This window comes from Pseudomonas sp. TE3899, assembly GCF_056279105.1.
The window spans coordinates 4730032-4748538 of sequence record NZ_JBWBQR010000001.1 but is presented as its reverse complement, the minus strand read 5'-3'; the positions used below and the strand labels follow the sequence as shown (position 1 = coordinate 4748538).

13 protein-coding genes and 1 pseudogene are annotated in these 18507 nt (G+C 60.0%); 6 read left to right on the top strand and 8 right to left on the bottom strand.

Annotation, left to right across the window (positions count from 1 at the left end; all coding sequences use genetic code 11):
- Window positions 1-38 precede the first annotated feature (38 nt).
- Window positions 39-1112 (top strand): fatty acid desaturase, encoded by a 1074-nt coding sequence (locus ACZ89E_RS21610; protein WP_476256415.1) that lies wholly within the window; start codon window positions 39-41, stop codon window positions 1110-1112.
- Between the two features lie 318 nt (window positions 1113-1430).
- On the opposite strand, the gene ACZ89E_RS21605 is transcribed toward ACZ89E_RS21610, so the two are convergent.
- From ACZ89E_RS21605 to ACZ89E_RS21590, 4 genes are all read right to left on the bottom strand, one after another.
- Window positions 1431-2462, bottom strand: a complete 1032-nt coding sequence (locus ACZ89E_RS21605) for an IS110 family RNA-guided transposase (RefSeq protein WP_463259842.1) — start codon at window positions 2460-2462, stop codon at window positions 1431-1433.
- Window positions 2463-2610: 148 nt separating this feature from the next.
- Entirely contained in the window at window positions 2611-4221 is a 1611-nt protein-coding gene (locus tag ACZ89E_RS21600) for an arylsulfatase (RefSeq protein WP_476256414.1), read from the bottom strand.
- A gap of 14 nt (window positions 4222-4235) precedes the next feature.
- Complete coding sequence (locus ACZ89E_RS21595) at window positions 4236-5051, bottom strand: ABC transporter ATP-binding protein (RefSeq protein WP_476256413.1); 816 nt, start codon at window positions 5049-5051, stop codon at window positions 4236-4238.
- Window positions 5048-6646: an ABC transporter permease gene (locus tag ACZ89E_RS21590; protein ID WP_476256412.1), complete on the bottom strand. Its 1599-nt coding sequence runs from the start codon at window positions 6644-6646 to the stop codon at window positions 5048-5050. Before ACZ89E_RS21590 ends, ACZ89E_RS21595 begins: the two co-directional genes overlap by 4 nt.
- A gap of 383 nt (window positions 6647-7029) precedes the next feature.
- On the opposite strand from ACZ89E_RS21590, the pseudogene ACZ89E_RS21585 reads away from it, so the two are divergent.
- Window positions 7030-8044, top strand: a pseudogene (locus ACZ89E_RS21585) (ABC transporter substrate-binding protein).
- 149 nt (window positions 8045-8193) lie between these two features.
- On the opposite strand, the gene ACZ89E_RS21580 reads toward ACZ89E_RS21585, so the two are convergent.
- Entirely contained in the window at window positions 8194-9114 is a 921-nt protein-coding gene (locus tag ACZ89E_RS21580) for a LysR family transcriptional regulator (RefSeq protein WP_463259067.1), read from the bottom strand.
- 183 nt (window positions 9115-9297) lie between these two features.
- Here ACZ89E_RS21580 and ACZ89E_RS21575 point away from each other — a divergent pair, with 183 nt between their 5' ends.
- On the top strand, window positions 9298-10203 hold the full coding sequence (locus ACZ89E_RS21575) for a TauD/TfdA dioxygenase family protein (RefSeq protein WP_149658997.1): 906 nt from the start codon (window positions 9298-9300) through the stop codon (window positions 10201-10203).
- 116 nt (window positions 10204-10319) lie between these two features.
- Here ACZ89E_RS21575 and ACZ89E_RS21570 read toward each other — a convergent pair whose 3' ends face one another.
- Together ACZ89E_RS21570 and ACZ89E_RS21565 are read right to left on the bottom strand one after the other, a co-directional pair.
- Complete coding sequence (locus ACZ89E_RS21570) at window positions 10320-11936, bottom strand: alkaline phosphatase family protein (RefSeq protein WP_476256411.1); 1617 nt, start codon at window positions 11934-11936, stop codon at window positions 10320-10322.
- Window positions 11937-12089: 153 nt separating this feature from the next.
- Window positions 12090-13034, bottom strand: coding sequence for a LysR family transcriptional regulator (locus ACZ89E_RS21565; RefSeq protein ID WP_476256410.1), 945 nt, complete (start codon window positions 13032-13034; stop codon window positions 12090-12092).
- Between the two features lie 165 nt (window positions 13035-13199).
- Between ACZ89E_RS21565 and ACZ89E_RS21560 the strand changes: the two genes are divergently transcribed.
- Window positions 13200-15551 carry a TonB-dependent receptor gene (locus ACZ89E_RS21560; protein ID WP_476256409.1) on the top strand — a complete coding sequence of 784 codons (2352 nt, stop codon included), beginning with the start codon at window positions 13200-13202 and terminating at the stop codon, window positions 15549-15551.
- Between the two features lie 31 nt (window positions 15552-15582).
- Here the strand turns inward: ACZ89E_RS21560 and ACZ89E_RS21555 are convergent, their stop codons facing one another.
- Window positions 15583-16146, bottom strand: a complete 564-nt coding sequence (locus ACZ89E_RS21555) for a hypothetical protein (protein WP_476256408.1) — start codon at window positions 16144-16146, stop codon at window positions 15583-15585.
- Between the two features lie 773 nt (window positions 16147-16919).
- On the opposite strand from ACZ89E_RS21555, the gene ACZ89E_RS21550 reads away from it, so the two are divergent.
- Both ACZ89E_RS21550 and ACZ89E_RS21545 read left to right on the top strand, forming a co-directional pair.
- On the top strand, window positions 16920-17735 hold the full coding sequence (locus tag ACZ89E_RS21550) for an energy transducer TonB (protein WP_463259073.1): 816 nt from the start codon (window positions 16920-16922) through the stop codon (window positions 17733-17735).
- Window positions 17736-17780: 45 nt separating this feature from the next.
- Window positions 17781-18506, top strand: a complete 726-nt coding sequence (locus ACZ89E_RS21545; RefSeq protein ID WP_149659003.1) for a MotA/TolQ/ExbB proton channel family protein — start codon at window positions 17781-17783, stop codon at window positions 18504-18506.
- Window position 18507: the final 1 nt, after the last annotated feature.

The window sequence follows — 18507 nt, the reverse complement described above, 5'->3', positions numbered from 1 at the left end:
AGGCAGGATGTGACCATCAATAACCAGAGGATGGAAGCATGGACGGTACTTCTGCAAGTCCCCAGCGACTGAATGCAGCCCAACGATCAGCCCATATTCGCGAAGTGGTGCTGGCCAGAGGCGTTGAACTGCGAAAACGCTACCCGATTCTCAACCATCAAGACGCCTTGGGCGCCGGTATCCTGGCCTTCGCCCTGGCCGGGATGATCGGTTCGGCGGCGCTCTACATCACCGGGCACATGGCCGGGTGGGTGTGCTTGCTGCTCAATGCGTTTTTCGCCTCGTTGACCCACGAACTGGAACACGACCTGATCCACAGCATGTACTTCCGCAAACAACGCGTGCCGCACAACCTGATGATGGGCCTGGTCTGGCTGGCGCGGCCGAGCACGATCAACCCGTGGATTCGCCGCCATCTGCACCTCAACCACCACAAGGTCTCCGGCACCGAAACCGACATGGAAGAACGGGCGATCACCAACGGCGAGCCCTGGGGCATCGCGCGGTTGCTGATGGTGGGCGATAACGTGATGTCGGCGTTTATCCGCATGCTGCGGGCCAAGACCTGGGCGCACAAGTTCAGCATCATCAAGCGCACGTTGAAGGTCTATGCGCCGCTGGCGCTGGTGCATTGGGGCGCGTGGTATGTGTTTCTCGGCTTCCATGCCGCCAATGGCATCGCGTCCCTGATGGGCACGTCGATTGAATGGTCGGCGACCACGTTGTCGGTGATGCAGGTGATCGACATCGCGGCGGTGGTGATCATTGGGCCGAACGTGTTGCGCACTTTCTGCCTGCACTTTGTCAGCTCGAACATGCATTACTACGGTGATGTGGAATTGGGCAATGTGATCCAGCAAACCCAGGTGCTGAACCCGTGGTGGATGTGGCCGATGCAGGCGTTCTGCTTCAACTTCGGCAGCAGCCACGGGATTCATCATTTTGTGGTGAAGGAGCCGTTCTACATCCGCCAGATGACCGTGCCGGTGGCGCATAAGGTCATGCGCGAGATGGGGGTGAGGTTCAATGATTTCGGGACGTTTGGGCGGGCGAATCGGTTTGTGCGCAAGGAGGAAGTACAAGGGCAAACCGTCGAGGGTGTGCGGGTGTGATGATCGTTCCCACGCTCTGCGTGGGAATGCCTCACCGGACGCGTTGCGTCCGTATATGGACTCCTCCTCGTTGGGAAGCTTCCTTCGCTTTGGCGCCCGTGCCGACTGCACACGTATATTCGGCCTCTGGATACAGCATCGTTTCGATGCAGGGCCATGATGGGCTATTCGCGCGCCGGCTCCCAATCGCTTCTACGTGCTTCGCGCACTTGGACGCTTGAGGGGTTTGCCGACGCCGGTTCGACCGGTTTGCCATCGTTAGGGTTGCTTCGCAATCGTGGTAGGCAGTTTTTACTCGTTGGCGTTTAAGTCTGTGGGTCAGGCTGCGGCCCTGTCCGGTTGGTAATCAGTGTCATTGCGCAGCATTGCCCAAGCCATGCGTGCAGTTTTGTTGGCCAGCGCGATAGCGGCCACATTGGGATGTGATCGCTCGGCCAAACGGACGGCCCACTGGCTGAGCCGGTCGTCTTTGGATTTGGCCGTGCGCAGTGCTGATCGAGCACCATGGACCATCAACGTTCGCAAATAGGCATCTCCTCGTTTGCTTATGCCAAGTAATCGGTCCTTTCCGCCAGAACTGTGTTGTCTGGGTGTCAGCCCTAGTGAGGCCGCCAATTGTCGGCCATTGGCAAACTGGCGGGCATCACCGATAGCGGCGATGAGCGCGGTAGCGATCATTGGGCCTACACCGCGTAACTGCTGCAAGCGGACGGCCGTTGGTTCACTTGCCGCGATTGCAGATATCTCGCCATTGAGTTCGCTCACGCGCTCGTCAAGTGCGCGTAGGTCGTCCCACAAGCCATTCAGCAGACGACGAAAGCGTGCCGTCAAACCGTTATCTGCATCTTCCAGCCAGCAAGGTATTGCGCGACGCAGCATCAGTAATTCCTTCGGCGCAACGAGGCCGTACTCGGCGATCAGCCCACGAATCTGATTGGCTTTGGCCGTGCGCTGTTCGATTAAGCCGGCCCGGATGCGATGCGTCGCCTGAATATCCTGTTGTTCGATGGTCTTGACGGCGACGAAGCGCATGCTGGGGCGGCTCATGGCTTCGCAGATCGCCTCGGCATCGTTGGCGTCGTTCTTGTTGCTCTTGACGTACGGTTTGACGAACTGCGGCGCGATCAGCTTCACCCGAAATCCGCGTGCTTGTAGTTGCCGCGCCCAATGGTGCGCACCACCGCAACTTTCCATGCCGATCTCACAGCCGGGTTCGATCTTTTCCAGCACCGTTTGCAGCCAGCGATCGCGCGATAAACGCTGCCGCCAGACGGGTAGCTCATGACAATCCACGCCGTGGATCTGAAACACGTTCTTGGCCAGGTCGACCCCAATTCGCATAAGCTTCATGTGTGGACTCCTTCTCACCGTTGACTGTGGTTCGCACTTTCAGTCTGGCACTCAAGATGCCGAAGTGAGGAGGAGTCCATCCCATTGCTTCTGGGACGCGGAGCGTCCCTGGCTGCATTCCTTTGCTGCGCGTGGGAACGATCGGTGGTTAGTCGGGCTGAAACGGCGACTCACTCAAGATCACCCCGGTTTCATCCACATACCGCTGCCAATGCTCAATCAGCGCAGCCAGTTTGTCCGGCTGCAACAGCGCCAAATCATGAATCTCCCCCGGATCACTCCCCAGATCATAAAGCTGCCAGGTCGCCGGCCCCACCGGCCCGGGGATGTACACCGCTTTCCACTGCCCCTGCCGAATCGCCCGGCGCCCGAACAATTCCCACCCGGTCACCGTGTGTTCGTCATGCACTTGCGCCGTTTCACCGGACAGAAACCCCAGCCACGATTTTCCTCGCAGTTGCGCCACGTCCTTGCCACGCCAACGCTTGCCGGGATGGCGCACGCCGGCCAGGTCGAGAATCGTTGGCGTGATGTCCATCACCGTGCCAAACCCATGGCTGATCTGTCCCTTGAGCGGCAGTTGCGGGTAGTGCACCAGCGCCGGCACACGAATCCCGCCTTCAGTGGTGAAGGCCTTGAACAGCCGTGACGGTGCGGTCGCGACCTGGGCCCAACTCGGTCCGTACCAGACGTAAGAGTTGGCACGGCCAATGTTCTCCAGGCTGTTGTCGTAGTGCTGGTTCAGATAGGTCAGCAGCTCCGGACCGAATTTCGGAAAGGCTTCCAGCAATGCGCCTTCAGCGCCGTTATCGGACATGAACAGGATGAAGGTGTTGTCCAGTTGCCCCTGTTTGCGCAGGTAATCGACCACGCGACCGATGTTCCAGTCCATGCGCTCGACCATCGCCGCGTAAACCTCCATGGCCCGGGCGGACACCTGGCGTTGTTCTTCGCTCAAGGCATCCCATTGGGCGGTGAGCTGGATCAGCGGATGAGGTTCGACATCGGCGTCGATCAACCCCAATGCCTTGAGTTTTTCCAGTCGCTCCAACCGCAGCACTTCGGGACCCGCGTCATAACGACCACGGTATTTTTCAACCACATCGGCCGGAGCCTGCAACGGCCAATGCGGCGCGGAAAACGGCAGATAGGCGAAGAATGGCCGGGTCTGATCACGTTCCTTGAGGTACTGCAAAAGCTTGTCGCCAAAGGCATCGGAGGAATAGAAATCCTTCGGCAGTTCTTCGACAAAGGTGTCGTCTTCGATGTACAGCGCCGGGGTGGATTTCAGCAGGCCAGGCGTGTGTTCATCGTAGGTCGGCTCGAACCCGTAATGGTTGGCGGCGCCGGGCAGCAACGAGAACGAACGCTCGAAACCCCGTGCGTGCGGCGCCAGTTCAGCGGTCAGGCCCAGGTGCCATTTGCCGCTCATCAACGTCTGGTAACCGGCCTCGCGCAGCAACTCAGGCAACGCCACCACGCGGTCGTTGAGGTGACCCTCGTAACCCGGTTTGCCGATCAACTCCGGGGTCAGCGCTTCGGCCATGGTGCCGATGCCGGCGATGTGGTGGTCGGTGCCGGTCAGCAGCATCGAACGGGTCGGCGAACAGGTGGGTGCGGTGTGGAAATCGGTCAGGCGCAGGCCGTTGTTGGCCAGGGCATCGAGGTTCGGCGTGGCGATTTCACCACCGAACGCGCCGATATCGGAAAAGCCCAGGTCATCGGCCAGGATCACCAGAAAGTTGGGACGTTGCGGCATCAAAAATCTCCTGTTCAGCAGGCAATGAAGGACAGCGGCAGGTCACGGATCTGCACCGGCACGGTGGGTTGGTAGTGGTCGTCGCTGGTGAGTTCGTGCAGCAACTCTTCGCGCAATTGGTGGAAGTCGAAACTGCTGCGCTGGCGCGGATGGGGCAGGGCGATGTCGACCACTTGCTTGATGCGTCCGGGGCGCGGCTCCATCACCACCACGCGGTCGGCGAGGAAGATCGCTTCCTCGACGTCATGAGTCACGAGGATCGTGGTGATTTTTGCGCGACTGCGAATCGCCAGAAGCTCGTCCTGCATCTGCTGTCGGGTCAGAGCATCGAGGGCGCCGAAGGGTTCGTCCAGCAGCAGAATCCGTGGGCTGGCCACCAGGCCGCGCGCGATGGCGACTCGTTGCGCCATGCCGCCGGAGAGTTGATGCGGGTAGGCGCGGGTGAAGTCTTTGAGGCCCACCAGCTCGATGAAATCGTCGATGCGTTTTTGCTTTTGCTCGGCGCTCAAGGGTTCGTTGACCAGGCCCAGGCCGATGTTGTCGGCCACTGTCAGCCACGGGAACAATCGATGTTCCTGAAACACGATGCCGCGCTCGCCACCGATGCCGCTGACCGCTTTGCCGTCCACGGTAATCTGCCCGCGAAACTGCGTATCGAGCCCCACCAGCAGCCGCAGCAACGTCGATTTGCCGCAGCCGCTGGAGCCGACAATGGCGACGAATTCGCCCTCGGCAATTTCCAGGTTGAATTCGCGAATCGCCTCCAGTTCAAAGCCATCGACATCGAAGGATTTGCCCACGTGGTTGAAGCTGACAATCGGTGCGTTCATGCGTGTCTCCAGCGGGTCGCGCGGATTTCCAGGCGTTGGCCGATAAGGTTGAGCAGAGCGCCGGTCAGGCCCACCAGGAGCATGCCGGCCATGATCAGGTCCATGCGCAGCAGTTGTTGCGCGCCGATCATCTGGCTGCCGATGCCGCCGTTGGACGGCATGAAATATTCGGCGCCGATGGTGCCGAGCCAGGCGTAGATCAGGCTCAGGCGCAGGCCGGCGAAAATCCCCGGCGCGGCACCGGGCAGCACCAGACGGCGCAGGCGCTGGCCGAGATTGAGGCGCAGCACCTGCGCCGCTTCATTGAGCTGCGGCGAGAGGTTGGCGACGCTGCGTTGGGTGGCGATGAACAGCGGGAAGAACGCCGCGAGGGCGACGAACACCCACTTGGCCAATTCCCCCAGGCCAAACCACGCGGTGAGCAGTGGCACCCAGGCGAAAATCGCGATCTGGCGGATCGCCGCGAGGGTCGGGCCGAGCACCCGTTCACTGGTGCGCGACAGGCCCAGCAACAAGCCCAGCGCCAACCCGAGGCCGCCGCCCAGCAGCAGACCGCCGAGGGTGCGGCCCAGGCTCAGGGCCATACCGCCGAGCAACGTGCCGTCGAGCAAACCGTGCCAGGTGGTTGCCAACACGGCCAATGGGCTGACCAGAATATTCGCGTCGATCCACTGCTGATCCGTGGTCACTTGCCACAACGCCAGCAGCGCCAGCGGCAACAGCCACGGCTGTACCCGCTGCCACCCGGCATAGCGCGGGCCGCGACGAATTTCGGCAGTGGCGGGATGCGGCCAGTGCACGAGTTTTTTATCCAGCAGACCGATGCCGCGATCCATCGCCACACCGATAAAACCGATCACCACGATCACCACGAAAACGATGTCGAGCATGAACAACTGCCGCGCCCAGACCATCAGGTAGCCGATGCCTTCGCTGGAGGCCAGCAGTTCGACGGCCAGCAACGAGGTCCAACCGGCGGCCAATGCCAACCGTACGCCGGCCATGAAGGCAGGGAGGGCGGCGGGCAGGATGAGGCGACGGATCAACAAGCGAGTGGGCAGGCGCAGCACGGCGGCGGCTTCGCGCAATTTGGGTTGGGCATCCCGCACGCCAACCAGGGTGTGCAGGGTCACCGGCACCACGATGGCTTTGACCAGCACCACCAGTTTCAGCACTTCGCCGATGCCGAAAAACACCATGAACAATGGAATCCAGGCCAGGGTCGGCACTTGCGCCAACCCGGCGAACGTCGGGAATACCAGACGCTCCAGGCGCCGACTGAAACCCAGCGCCGCGCCGAGGATGGCGCCGGCGCTGACTCCGGCGAGCAAGCCCCAGAACAGGCGTTGCAGGCTGATCCACAGATGGCTCCATAACTCGCCCTGGGACAGTTCGACCGCGCTGCTCCACACCAGCGAGGGCGCCGGCAGGATCTGCTCGCTCATCCAGTGATTACGGCTGGCCAGCCACCAGAGGGCGAACAGACTGATGGGCAACAACCAGGGCAACAGGCGTTGGCTCAGGCTGGGCCAAAGTCGTCGACTGTTGAGCGGCGGAGCGGCCAGCGGCAGGCTGAGAAGGGAAACACGGGCCATGGATGACCTCCGTTTTTGACCTTTGTAGGAGCGAGGCTTGCCCGCGAAAGCGCAGTGTCAGTCACCATAAATGTTGGATGTACTAACGCCTTCGTGGGCAAGCCTCGCTCCTACAGGTCTTCGGTGTATGCGAAATCGATCTATAAAAAATTGAATCAATGCTATTGAGAGATAAGCCAAGCCATTTAAGGCTTCCAGCCCACACGCATCCAATGCATTCGAAGAATATTTTCGATGCTGTTTATGCATACCCGCCCAAGACACCCGCGTTGCCTGGCATAGATCTAAAAGCTATAAAAATGTGAATTTATAGTATTTAAGTGCTGGACCCGATTCAGCCTACGTTCTGCTCCTCAACGCCGTTACCACCAGGAGCCGCACCCATGAATCGTCCCTTCAAACGTGTCATCAGTCTGTTCGCCATCCCGGCCCTGGCGGGGTTGCTGGCGTTTACCGCCCACGCCGATGAACTCAAGGAAATCAGGATCGCCGTGCCCGACCTCAGTGCCGGTACCCAGCACAGCGGCGGCGGCATAGCGGATGTATTGCGCGACCAGCAGATCTACGAAAAAGCCTTCGCCGATCAGGGCATCAAGATTCAGTGGAGCTTCTTCAAGGGCGCCGGTCCCGTGATCAACGAAGCGTTCGCCAACGGTCAAGTGGACCTGGCTTACCTCGGCGATTTGGCAGCGATCATCGGCAAGTCCAACGGTTTGGACACGCGGCTGCTCAGCGCCTCCGCGCGCGGGGTGAAACAGTATCTGGGCGTGGTGCCCGGTTCGGGGATCAAGACCCTGCAAGACCTCAAGGGCAAACGCGTGGCGATCTTCCGTGGCACCGCCACGCAGTTGTCGTTCGATGCGGCGCTGGCCAGCCAGGGTTTGAGCGAGAAGGACGTGAAGGTGATCAACCTGGACTTTCAACGGTGCGGTGGCGGCGTTGGCGGCCAAGCAGATCGATGCGTCGTGGGGCAGCTCCGGGTTGACCGCGCTGCGGGCCAAGGGCTTGGCCGAGTTGCCGTTGAACACCAAAGATTTGGGCGGCGCCGGCAGTATCCAGAGTGTGCTGGTGGGCACCGGAAAGTTTGTCGACGAGCATCCCGACGTCGTCGCAAAACTGTTGAAAGCGCAGCAGCAAGCAGTGGAGTGGCTGACCCAGGACAGCAACAAGGACGCGTACATTCAGTTGGTGTCGGGGCTGGCGAGTTATCCACCGCTGATTCTGCAGCAGGATTTGCAGGATCAGAAATTGAGCGAAGTATTCCCCTCGACCCTGGACCCGGTATTCCTCGGGAAATTGCAGGATGCGGTGGATCTGGCTTCGCAACAGAAGCTGATTCGCAAGCCGTTCAAGGTGACGGATTGGGTGGTGCCGGAGTTGGCGGCTGCCGAGCTTTGATATGAACACCTGTGGCGAGGGAGCTTGCTCCCGTTCGGCTGCGTAGCAGTCGTATTCCGGTGATCGCTTTGCTTTGCGGGTCATCGCGTTGGCTGGTTTGGGGCCGCTTCGCGGTCCAGCGGGAGCAAGCGCCCTCGCCACAAATGCATTCAAACCGCGACGGCAATCTGCTGTTTATCCACCGCCACCAACGTCTCAATCATCGCCCGCGCCGCCGGCGACAACCGGAACCCGGTGCGGCTGACAATCCCGCATCGCGCGTTCATGCTCTCGACGTTCTGCGGCAAATTGCGCCAGTGCAGCAACACCAGCGAACCCTGGGCAATGTCCTCGACAAACGCCTCTTCGGTGCCAATGCCAATCGCATTCGACTGCAACACAATCTTCACCAGCGCCGGAAAGTGCTCGGTCTCGATGGTCGGTGAAAAATCCATCCGCCCACTGAGGTTCGCCAGCAGTTTGCGGATGCCCGGCGGGATCAATGTGGTCGCCAGCGGATAGTCGAACATGTCGTTGGTGGACAGGCTGTCCTTGACCAGCAGCGGATGCCCCGGCCGGCAGAAAAACACCCCGCGCTTAGGCGTCAGCGCCTGGGTCTGGAAGTTCGGGTCGGCCTCGAAATGACGGATGTCGGCGATGAAGAATTCGATCTCTTCCCGGGTCAATGCGCGGCTGAGTTTTTCCCAGTTATCCACCTGAAAACAGGTGCGCACTTTCGGGTGGGCGTTGATGAATTGCGCCACCGCATCCGGCACCAGTTTCACCGCCGGTGCCGGGCCGCAGCCGAAGCGCAGTTCGCCGGCGTCGAGCTTGGTCATCTGCGTCACTTCGGCGTTGAGCAACGCCGCGCCTTGCACCAGGGTCAGGGCATGTTGCAGCACCACCTGACCCTCGGGCGTGGGGCGCAGATCCTTGTTGCCTCGGTCCACCAGCACGCAACCGAATTCTTGCTCCAGCCCTTGGATACTGCGGCTGAACGCCGGTTGAGTGATGCCCATGGCGTCGGCCGCGCGGACAAAACTACGGTGCTCGTTAAGGGCGATGAAGTAGCGCAACTGGCGAAGATCCATATGCTTTTCCGGCATCCTAAAAATAGCTCGAAGGCATTTGCGACGAGGGTTGCTTGAGGTTTTAAATGCAAGCTCTTATTCCGTCAACGAAGCATGTGAATATCTATTAGACCTAAATTGAATATAGATAGAGCAATGTTTAGTTGCCGTTCAACCGTCAGCAGTCCGATCGAGGGTCTACCCATGAGCAATGCCGCTTTAGCTGTAAAACCTGCTGTTCACGCGCTTGAAATCCATCCGGTGGCCGGTCGGATCGGCGCCGAGATCCGCGGCGTGCAACTTTCCGGTGAGCTGGACGCCGGCACCGTCGAAGCGATCCAGCAAGCGCTGGTGCAGTACAAAGTCGTGTTCTTCCGCGAGCAGACCCAACTCGACGATCAGAGCCAGGAAGCCTTCGCCCACTTGCTCGGCGAACCGGTGGCGCACCCGACCGTACCGGTGCGCGACGGCACCCGTTACCTGCTGGAACTGGACGGCGCTGAAGGCCAGCGCGCCAACTCCTGGCACACCGACGTAACCTTCGTCGACGCCTACCCGAAAGCCTCGATCCTGCGCTCGGTAGTGGCCCCGGCGTTCGGTGGCGACACCTTCTGGGCCAATACCGCCACCGCCTACAACGAACTGGCGCCGGAGCTGCGAGAACTGGCGGACAAACTCACCGCCGTGCACAGCAACGAATACGACTACGCCGGGGCCAAGCCCGACGTGTCGGCGGAGAAGCTGGAGCGCTACCGCAAGATCTTCACCTCCACCGTCTACGAAACCGAGCATCCGGTAGTGCGCGTGCACCCGATCAGCGGCGAGAAGAGCTTGCTGCTGGGGCACTTTGTGAAGCGCATCAAGGGCTACTCCCAAGCGGATTCGGCACATTTGTTTGGCCTGTTGCAAAGCCATGTCACGCGCCTGGAAAACACCGTGCGCTGGCGCTGGAAGGCGGGTGATGTGGCGATCTGGGATAACCGTTCGACCCAGCATTACGCGGTGGATGACTATGGGACGCAGGACCGGATCGTGCGGCGGGTGACGTTGAAGGGTGAAGTGCCGGTGGGCGTGGCGGGGCAGCGGAGTCAGACCATCAAAGGGATTTGAGGCCGAGCACCTACTCTGTGGCGAGGGAGCTTGCTCCCGCTGGGCCGCGAAGCGGCCCCAAAAAAAGGGACTGCTGCGCAGTCCAGCGGGAGCAAGCTCCCTCGCCACAATATGGGTTACCACACGCCGATCTGCACCAACTTCTCGATCTGCGGCTCGCCATACCGAAACCGCTGCCCGCGCAGATCAATCTCCTGATGACTGATGGTGGTGCGCCGTTTCAACCCGCGCACCCACTCAAACAGATACCCCGCATGCTCTTCGCGAACGGCGGCAAACGCCGGGTCCGCGCCCAGATCGCGCAACTCCTGCGGGTCATTCAGCAAATCAAACAGCTGCGGCCGAAACCCGTCATACGCCAGGTATTTCCAGCGCTCGCTGCGCACCATGGTCATGCGGCAACGGTCGATGGGTTGCGCCAGACGCTCCCGCGCCGGGGCCTGGAAGGCGTAGTCGTATTCGCTGATCGCATAGCGGCGCCAGTCGGTTTCCACGCCATGCAGCAACGGGATTAGCGAGCGTCCTTCGAGCCGGTGATCCGCGCTCGGCAAACCCAGTGCCTCAAGAAAGGTCGGCAGCGCATCAATGGTTTCCACCAGCCGATCGTCCACCGATCCCCGGGTGCCATCCGCCGCCGCTCGCGGGTCGCGCACGATCAACGGAATCCCCACGGCCGGTTCCAGCAAAAACTCTTTTTCCCCCAGGTAATGATCGCCGAGGAAGTCGCCGTGATCGCTGGTGAACACGATCAGCGTGTCGTCCCAGCGCCCGTTGCTCTGCAGAACATCAAACAATCGCCCGAGCTGATCATCGACCTGTTTGATCAGCCCCATGTAGGTGGGCACCACGTTCAACCGCACCTCATCCCGGGAGAAATTCAGGCTCTCTTCGTGTTGGCGAAACGCGTTGTACACCGGGTGATCGCTCTCCTCGCCAAGCGCTGCGCGCACCGGTTCGATCACCTGCTCGGCGCCATACAGCGCGTGATACGGCGCCGGGGCGATGTAGGGCCAGTGCGGCTTGATGTACGACAGGTGCAGGCACCACGGCTGCTCGCCTTGCTCGGCGATGAAGTCGATGGCGCGGTCGGTGGTGTAGACGGTTTCTGAATGCTGCTCGGGGACGCGTGCGGGGAGATGGGCGTTGCGCATTTTCCAGCCGCTGAGGATTTCGCCCTTGGCGCCTTCGGCGGCGTTGGCCCAGTCGTGCCACGGATTACGACCGTCGAAACCGTGGTCGCGCAGGTAATGGGTGTAGGGCGCGGACTCGCGTTTGTCGTCGAACAGCGGGTCGTCGGGGAAGATGCCGTCGTGGCGGAAAAAGGCTTCGAAACCCACCTCGTTCAACACGTCGGCCTGCTCGCTGGAAGGATCGATCGCGAGCCGTTGCAAGGCATCCAGATTAGGTGTGGCGTGGGTCTTGCCCACCAGCGCGGTGCGGATGCCATGCGGGCGCAGATAGTCACCGATGGTCAGTTCTTCCAGGGGCAACGGCACGGCGTTCCACGCCACTTGATGGCTGCTGACATAGCGCCCGGTGTAGGCCGACATCCGCGACGGCCCGCAGATTGTGCCTTGGGTGTAGGCGCGGCTGAAACGCACGCCAGCGGCGGCCAGGCGATCGATATTCGGCGTGTGTAAATGCGGGTGGCCGTAGCACGACAGGTAATCGCGGCGCAGTTGATCGCACATGATGTACAGCACGTTGCGCACGGGGTTTTGGGTGTTGGGCATGGGGTTCACCGATCGGAAGACAGGCGAGGGTTTTCGCTGGTTGGACGGGGTAGAGGCAAGTGCATTTGAGGAATGGGTTTTATGCAGCGGGTGCATCAGGTCCGGGCGCGCCACAAACCCGTAGGAGCGAGTCTTGCCCGCGAAGAGGCCCGATCAGACAGCGAGATTCTCCAGCGAACACACCTCCTCATCCACCGCATCAATCGCCTTGATCTGCGCAATCATCGCCTCGGCCAACGGCGACAAGCGATACCCGGCGCGGCTGACGATCCCGTAGCGCGTGTACAACTCCTCCAGATCATCCGCCAGCCCATCGATCTTCAAACACACCAATTCACCTCTGGCCAAATGCAGCGCATCTGAATAAGCACCGACAATCCCGATGGCATCCGAACGCATCACCACGCTCAGCAAGCTGGAGCTGTTTTCACATTCCACATTCGGCGTGAAATCCGGGCGGCCACTCAGGTCGACGATGACTTTGCGCAGGTTTGGCGGGCGGATGGTCACGGCCATCGGATAGCTCATCAATTCCGCCGCGCTGACGCTTTCACGCCCCGCCAAAGGATGCCCGGCGCGGCAGCAGAAATGCCATTTGCGCGGGCGCAGGCGTTGAGTCAGGTAGTCCGGGTCGGCTTCGAAATAGCGGGTGTCCGCGACAAAGAATTCGAACTCCTCGCTCAGCAATCGCTTGCTCAGGCTCTGCCAGTCGTCCACCTGAAACTGCACCCGCGCTTTCGGATAGCGCCCGATAAAACTGCCGATGGCCCGGGGGATCAACCCCGCCGCCGGTGCAGGGCCGCAACCGAAGCGCAACTCCCCGGCCTCCAGGCCATTGAACTGGCTGATCTCGTTGGCCATCTGCTGCGCGCCGCTGACCAGGCGCCGTGCATGTTCGAGCAATACCTGGCCCTGTTTGGTCGGCGCCAGGTCCTTGCGGCCGCGATCCACCAACTGACAACCGACGCTGTGTTCCAGGGCCTGGATGCTGCGGCTGAACGCCGATTGCGAGAGGTTCACCGCCAAGGCGCCCGCGACAAAACTGCGCTGGTCGGCGAGGGCGATGAAGTGGCGGAGTTGGCGCAAATCGATATGCATTTTTCACATAAAAAATATCGGGCGAATGCATTGGATATGCATCGGGTGGACTCCTTATAAAGGCAATCTCTTATGCAGTAAATCTTTGTAAAAACATAAATAAATAACTTAAAAGAATATGCACTGCTGAATGTCACTGCGTGTTTTTTGACCAGGAGCCGCCCCATGAGTCCGTTGAACCTTGCCTCGCCCTTATCGCCCCGACGGCTCAAACGCCTGCCCCTGGCCCTGTTGCTGGCGGGCAGTGCCCAGGCCTATGCGGCCGACAGCACAACGCCCGAAGCGGCACCTGCCAGCAAACCCACTGCCGACAGTTCGCAACTGGAAACCGTGACCGTCACCACCCGTCGCCGCGAAGAAAGCTCGCAAGACGTGCCAACACCGATGAGCGTCGTCAGCGGCCAGGCCCTGGAAACCCAGCGGGTCTATCGCATTCAGGATTTGCAGCAACTGGTGCCCAGCGTCAACGTCGCCTACATGCATGCGCGCCAGTCCAGCGTGTCGATCCGGGGCCTGGGCAACAACCCGGCCAGCGATGGCCTGGAGGGCAGCGTCGGGCTCTACATCGACAACGTTTACCTCGGGCGGCCGGGCATGGCGGTGTTCGACCTGATGGACATCGAACAACTCGAAGTGCTGCGCGGTCCCCAGGGCACGTTGTTCGGCAAGAACACCACCGCCGGGGTGATCAACATCAGCACCCGCGCGCCCTCGTTTACCCCGGAACGCAGCATCGAAACTTCGGTGGGCGAGGACGGTTACTTCCAGACCAAGGGCACGATTTCCGGGCCGCTGAACGACGAACTCGCCGGGCGCTTTTCCGCGTATCGCACCCGCAGCGACGGCGACATCAAGAACGAATTCAACGGCCACGACTTGAACGGTGGTTCTCGCGAAGGCTTCCGTGGCCAGTTACTGTTCAAGCCCAACGAGTCGTTCAACCTGCGCTGGATCGGCGATTACAACGAAGAGGATTCCAGCGCCGGCACCCGCGTGCTGTACAGCACCGGGCCGACCATCAATGGCGTCAATCTCTACGAATCACGGGCCGCTGCGGCGGGGGCGACGCTGGTCAACGGCTCCCACCGCAAGGTCAACCTGGACAACGATCAACACGTCACGGTGCATCAGGGCGGTACGTCGGTGGAGGCTAACTGGACCTTGCCGAGCGACTTCACCTTGACCTCGGTCAGCGCCTATCGCTGGTGGAATTTCACCCCGCGCAATGACGACGGCTTGAACGTACCGGCGAGCTACAACGCCGGGGTCTCGGTGGAAGATAAGCAGTACTCCCAGGAGTTTCGTTTGGCGTCGCCCAAGGGCGAATTCTTCGACTACGTGCTCGGCGCCTACTACTTCGGCTCGGACCTGGACAACAAATCCTTCGCCTACTACGGCCCGCAAGCCGACATCTGGAACGGCACGCCACGGGGTGCACTGGCCAACGTCGACAGCGTCGGCAACGGTCATATCGAAACCAACAGCTTTGCGTTGTTTGCCCAAGGCACCTGGCACCTCACCCCACGGCTGGACTTCACCGCCGGGGTACGTGGCACCTACGAAGAGAAAAACGCCTGGGTCACTCGCGATGCACCGGTGGGTGGCGCGGCGGTGACCGGGGCGGCGGCGACGGCCAGACGTGGTCGCACTGGCGCCTACGATTCCGGCGATCTGAATCAGTACAGCTCCAGCCCTTCCGGCCTGCTGAACCTGAGCTACCGCTTTACCGATGATTTGCTCGGTTACGCGACCTTGTCCCACGGCGAAAAATCCGGTGGCGTGAACCTCGCGGTCGGCTCCGCACCCACCGCCGGCGCCGACTCGCTGTTGATCGGCACCGAGCGCGCGAACAACGCCGAACTCGGTTTCAAAAGCACCCTGTGGGACCGTCGTTTGCAACTCAACGCCAATGTGTTCTGGACCCAGGTCAACGCCTACCAGACCAACGCTTACGACGACGTCAACCGCGTGCAATACCTGACCAACGCCGGCTCGGTGCGTTCGCGCGGTGTGGAAGTCGAAAGCACGATCATCCCGTTGCGCGGCCTGACCCTGAACCTCAACGGCTCCTTCAACGACGTCAGCTACCTCTCCTACAAAGATGCCCCGTGCCCGCCGGAAGTCAGCCAGCGTCCAGGCGCACCGGCCTCTTGCGACCTCAGCGGCCACCAGGTGGTCGGCGCCTCGAAATGGATCGGCAACGCCAACGGCGAATACAAATGGAACCTGAGCAACGGCTTCGAAGAATACGTCACCGCCAGCTACGCGTTCCGCTCCAAAGCGGTGGGCACGGTGGAGGATTCCGACTACGGGCAGATCCCGAGTTACGCGGTGGTCAACTTATCCACAGGCCTGCGCGGCGACTTCAACCAGGGGCAGTGGGATGTGTCGCTGTGGCTGAAAAACGCCTTCGACAAAACCTATTACACAACGCTGTGGACGGGCGGCAATGGTGGTTATGAAGGGTTGCTCGGTACGCCGCGCACCCTCGGCCTGACCGGTCGCTACGACTTCTGATAAGCGACCTAAGGCTTCTAAAGCCATTCGGTTATTGCAGGACTCGATAGCAGTAGGGCGTCTCGCACTTTTGCCTATCAATCTGGATGACCTCCATTTGGCCTTTGACAGTGAAGCCTGAATCAAGGATGCCGTGGATTGTCGCTTTTCCATCTTTCGGGATCGTTACCCAGGACGAATCTCCTGCTTTGTGAACCGTAATATTGGAAGAGCTTGCGTTGAAGATTTCAAAGTCAGGGGTCGAGTGTGTGTTTTTGTCGGATTTTTTGCCGTCGGCGGCGTTAGCCGTTTCGGAGTCGGACATCGTGATACACATCTCTTTGGTGCAGCCTGTCATGGCAATAGAGACAAATTTGAATTTGTTGCTCGGTGAAGCGTTGAACAGGCCACCTGCTGTTGGGAAAGAAGTGACAGAAAACGTGCGTCCAGGGAGTAGTGAAGTGTCCGGCTGACCGTGAACGCGTATGCCCATTGTGATTGTCTTGGAATCATTCTTGATCTCGGTACTGTAATAGGGCGTTTTAATTTCTTCTGCTGCATAGAGGTGTGATGCACAAAGCATAACGAGCGCGGCAATAAGGGTTTTGGTGTTCATGGTGTTTCTCGCCATCCTGAATGGGTGTGCGACTAGTTGAAAGCTTTTTATAAAGAGGCGCTACTGTCAGAAATTACAGTTCCTTCGACTGTTTAATAGCATTTTTGAATTTTCAGGCGATTTTTAATCGCGATTAATCATGATTTTTCACGTTCGCAGCAATTGGGTAATTGTTGGTTGAGCGTAGGTATCACTGAGTGCCAACAGAAGCAGGAGTAAAGCTGTTTTGAATTATTTATAGTCACTCAACCAACCACCACCAAGCTCATCGGCTGAAGGGCAGCAGTGGTTTTCAAACAGGGTCGTTGTTTTCACCTGACCACAATGACAAAAAAGTTCGTGCGGTGGGTTCGAGCACCAACTTTGATGGCGAAGTAGTAGGTCTGGCTGGAGAGTTAATCAAGCAATAATCAGTGCTGTAACAAGCAACAGGCTAATGCATTGAACATGCATCAGCCTGTTTTTGTTTGTGGGCGATATACGCTGTAGTTAGTTGTAACTGCTATGACTTTCCCCCTGAATCGATGCCTTCCACGAATACTTTTGATGCTCGCAAAGCATCGTTTTTTCGATGCTGCGCTGTAAGCCTTGTACAGCGTGGCTTTGGCGAAATTGACCGTTTCACATATACGATCTGGGTCTATCCATAACTTCAAAGATTACTTTAAGAGATAAGCGTCTGGCCCAATGATTGGCCCATCGATACACCGCGCGGGGGATTCAGTGCGGGGTGTCATCGGGTTATTCGCAAAGAGACCGCAGGGAGTTAATCAATGGGCAATGTCCAGACCGCCGCCGGCGCACATGAGCTGCTCTGGCGCCAGGCGCCGAGTGGCGAGTTGGTCGACCTCGGCCGGGTGCATCGCGTGCCGTTGGGCCAGTTGCGTTTGCAGCGGGCGCCCAAGGGCATCCTGAGCCGGCGCGAAGCGATCCTGCTCGGTGTACTGGCGTTGCTGGTGCATGGCGCGGTGATCTATTGGGTCAACCAGCAGCCGATCAAGGAACTGCCGATCGTACCGCCGGAAATTCCGCCGATGACTATCGAGTTCTCGCGCCCGGCGCCGCCCGTGGTCGAGACGCCACCGCCACCACCTCCACCGGTTCAACAGGTGGTCGAGCCTCCGCCGCCGGTGGAAGACGAGCTGGCCGTGAAGCCGCCGCCACCGAAGCCGATTCCTAAACCAAAACCGGTCGCCAAACCTGTACCGAAACCGGCACCTAAAGCCGTTGAACAGCCACCGGCGCCGCCACAACCGACAGCGCCTGTTGCCGCTCCGGCACCGCCTGCACCACCGGCGCCCGCGCCAGTGACCCCGGCCTCGGCCAATGCCGCGTACCTGAAGAACCCGGCGCCGGAATACCCGTCCCTGGCCCAGCGCCGCGGTTGGGAAGGCACGGTGTTGTTGCGAGTGCATGTGCTGGCCAACGGCAAGCCCGGCGAAATCCAGATTCAGAAAAGCAGTGGTCGCGATCAGCTCGACGAGGCCGCGCTCAACGCGGTGAAGCGTTGGAGCTTCGTGCCGGCCAAGCAAGGTGATGTCGCCCAGGATGGCTGGGTCAGCGTGCCCATCGATTTCAAGATTCATTAAACCGAAACCAATTTCGCGCAAAAAATTTACACGAGGGAATACATCATGACGTTACTGGCCTCTCCACTTGAATCCATCGAAGGCGCGGTGATCTGGCTGCTGGTGGTTTTTTCCGTTGCCACCTGGGGGTTGGCGTTGCTCAAGGGCGTGCAGTTCGGTCGCCTGAAAGCCCAGGATCGCAAGTTTCATAAACAGTTCTGGGCGGCGTCGAGTCTTGATTCGGCGGCCGAGTTAAGCGAAACCCAACCGGGTGCTGCGGCCCGTGTGGCCCAGGCCGGTTATGCGGCGATCCAGGTGGGTGAAGCGCCGCAGGCCAATGATTTGAGCCAGGCGATCAATCATCAGGATCGTCTGGAGCGCGCCTTGCGTCAGCAGATCGTCCGCGAACGTCGTTCGCTGGAAACCGGGCTGGCGGTGGTCGCGAGTATTGGCAGCACCTCGCCGTTCATTGGTTTGTTCGGCACGGTGTGGGGAATCATGGAAGCGTTGAAAGGCATCAGCGCGGCGGGTTCGGCGAGCCTGGAAACCGTGGCCGGGCCGATTGGTGCGGCGCTGGTCGCCACCGGTGTAGGGATCGCCGTCGCGGTGCCGGCGGTGCTGGTTTACAACTACTTTTTGCGTCGCCTGAAACTGACGGCGGCGGACCTGGATGACTTCGCCCACGACTTCTACAGCCTGGCGCAGAAGAGTTCGTTCCGCCTGTTGATTCATCCGACCTCGCACAAGGTGGTGGCCCAGGGTGGCGCGCAGAAAGTGAAGGAGGCGTCCTGAT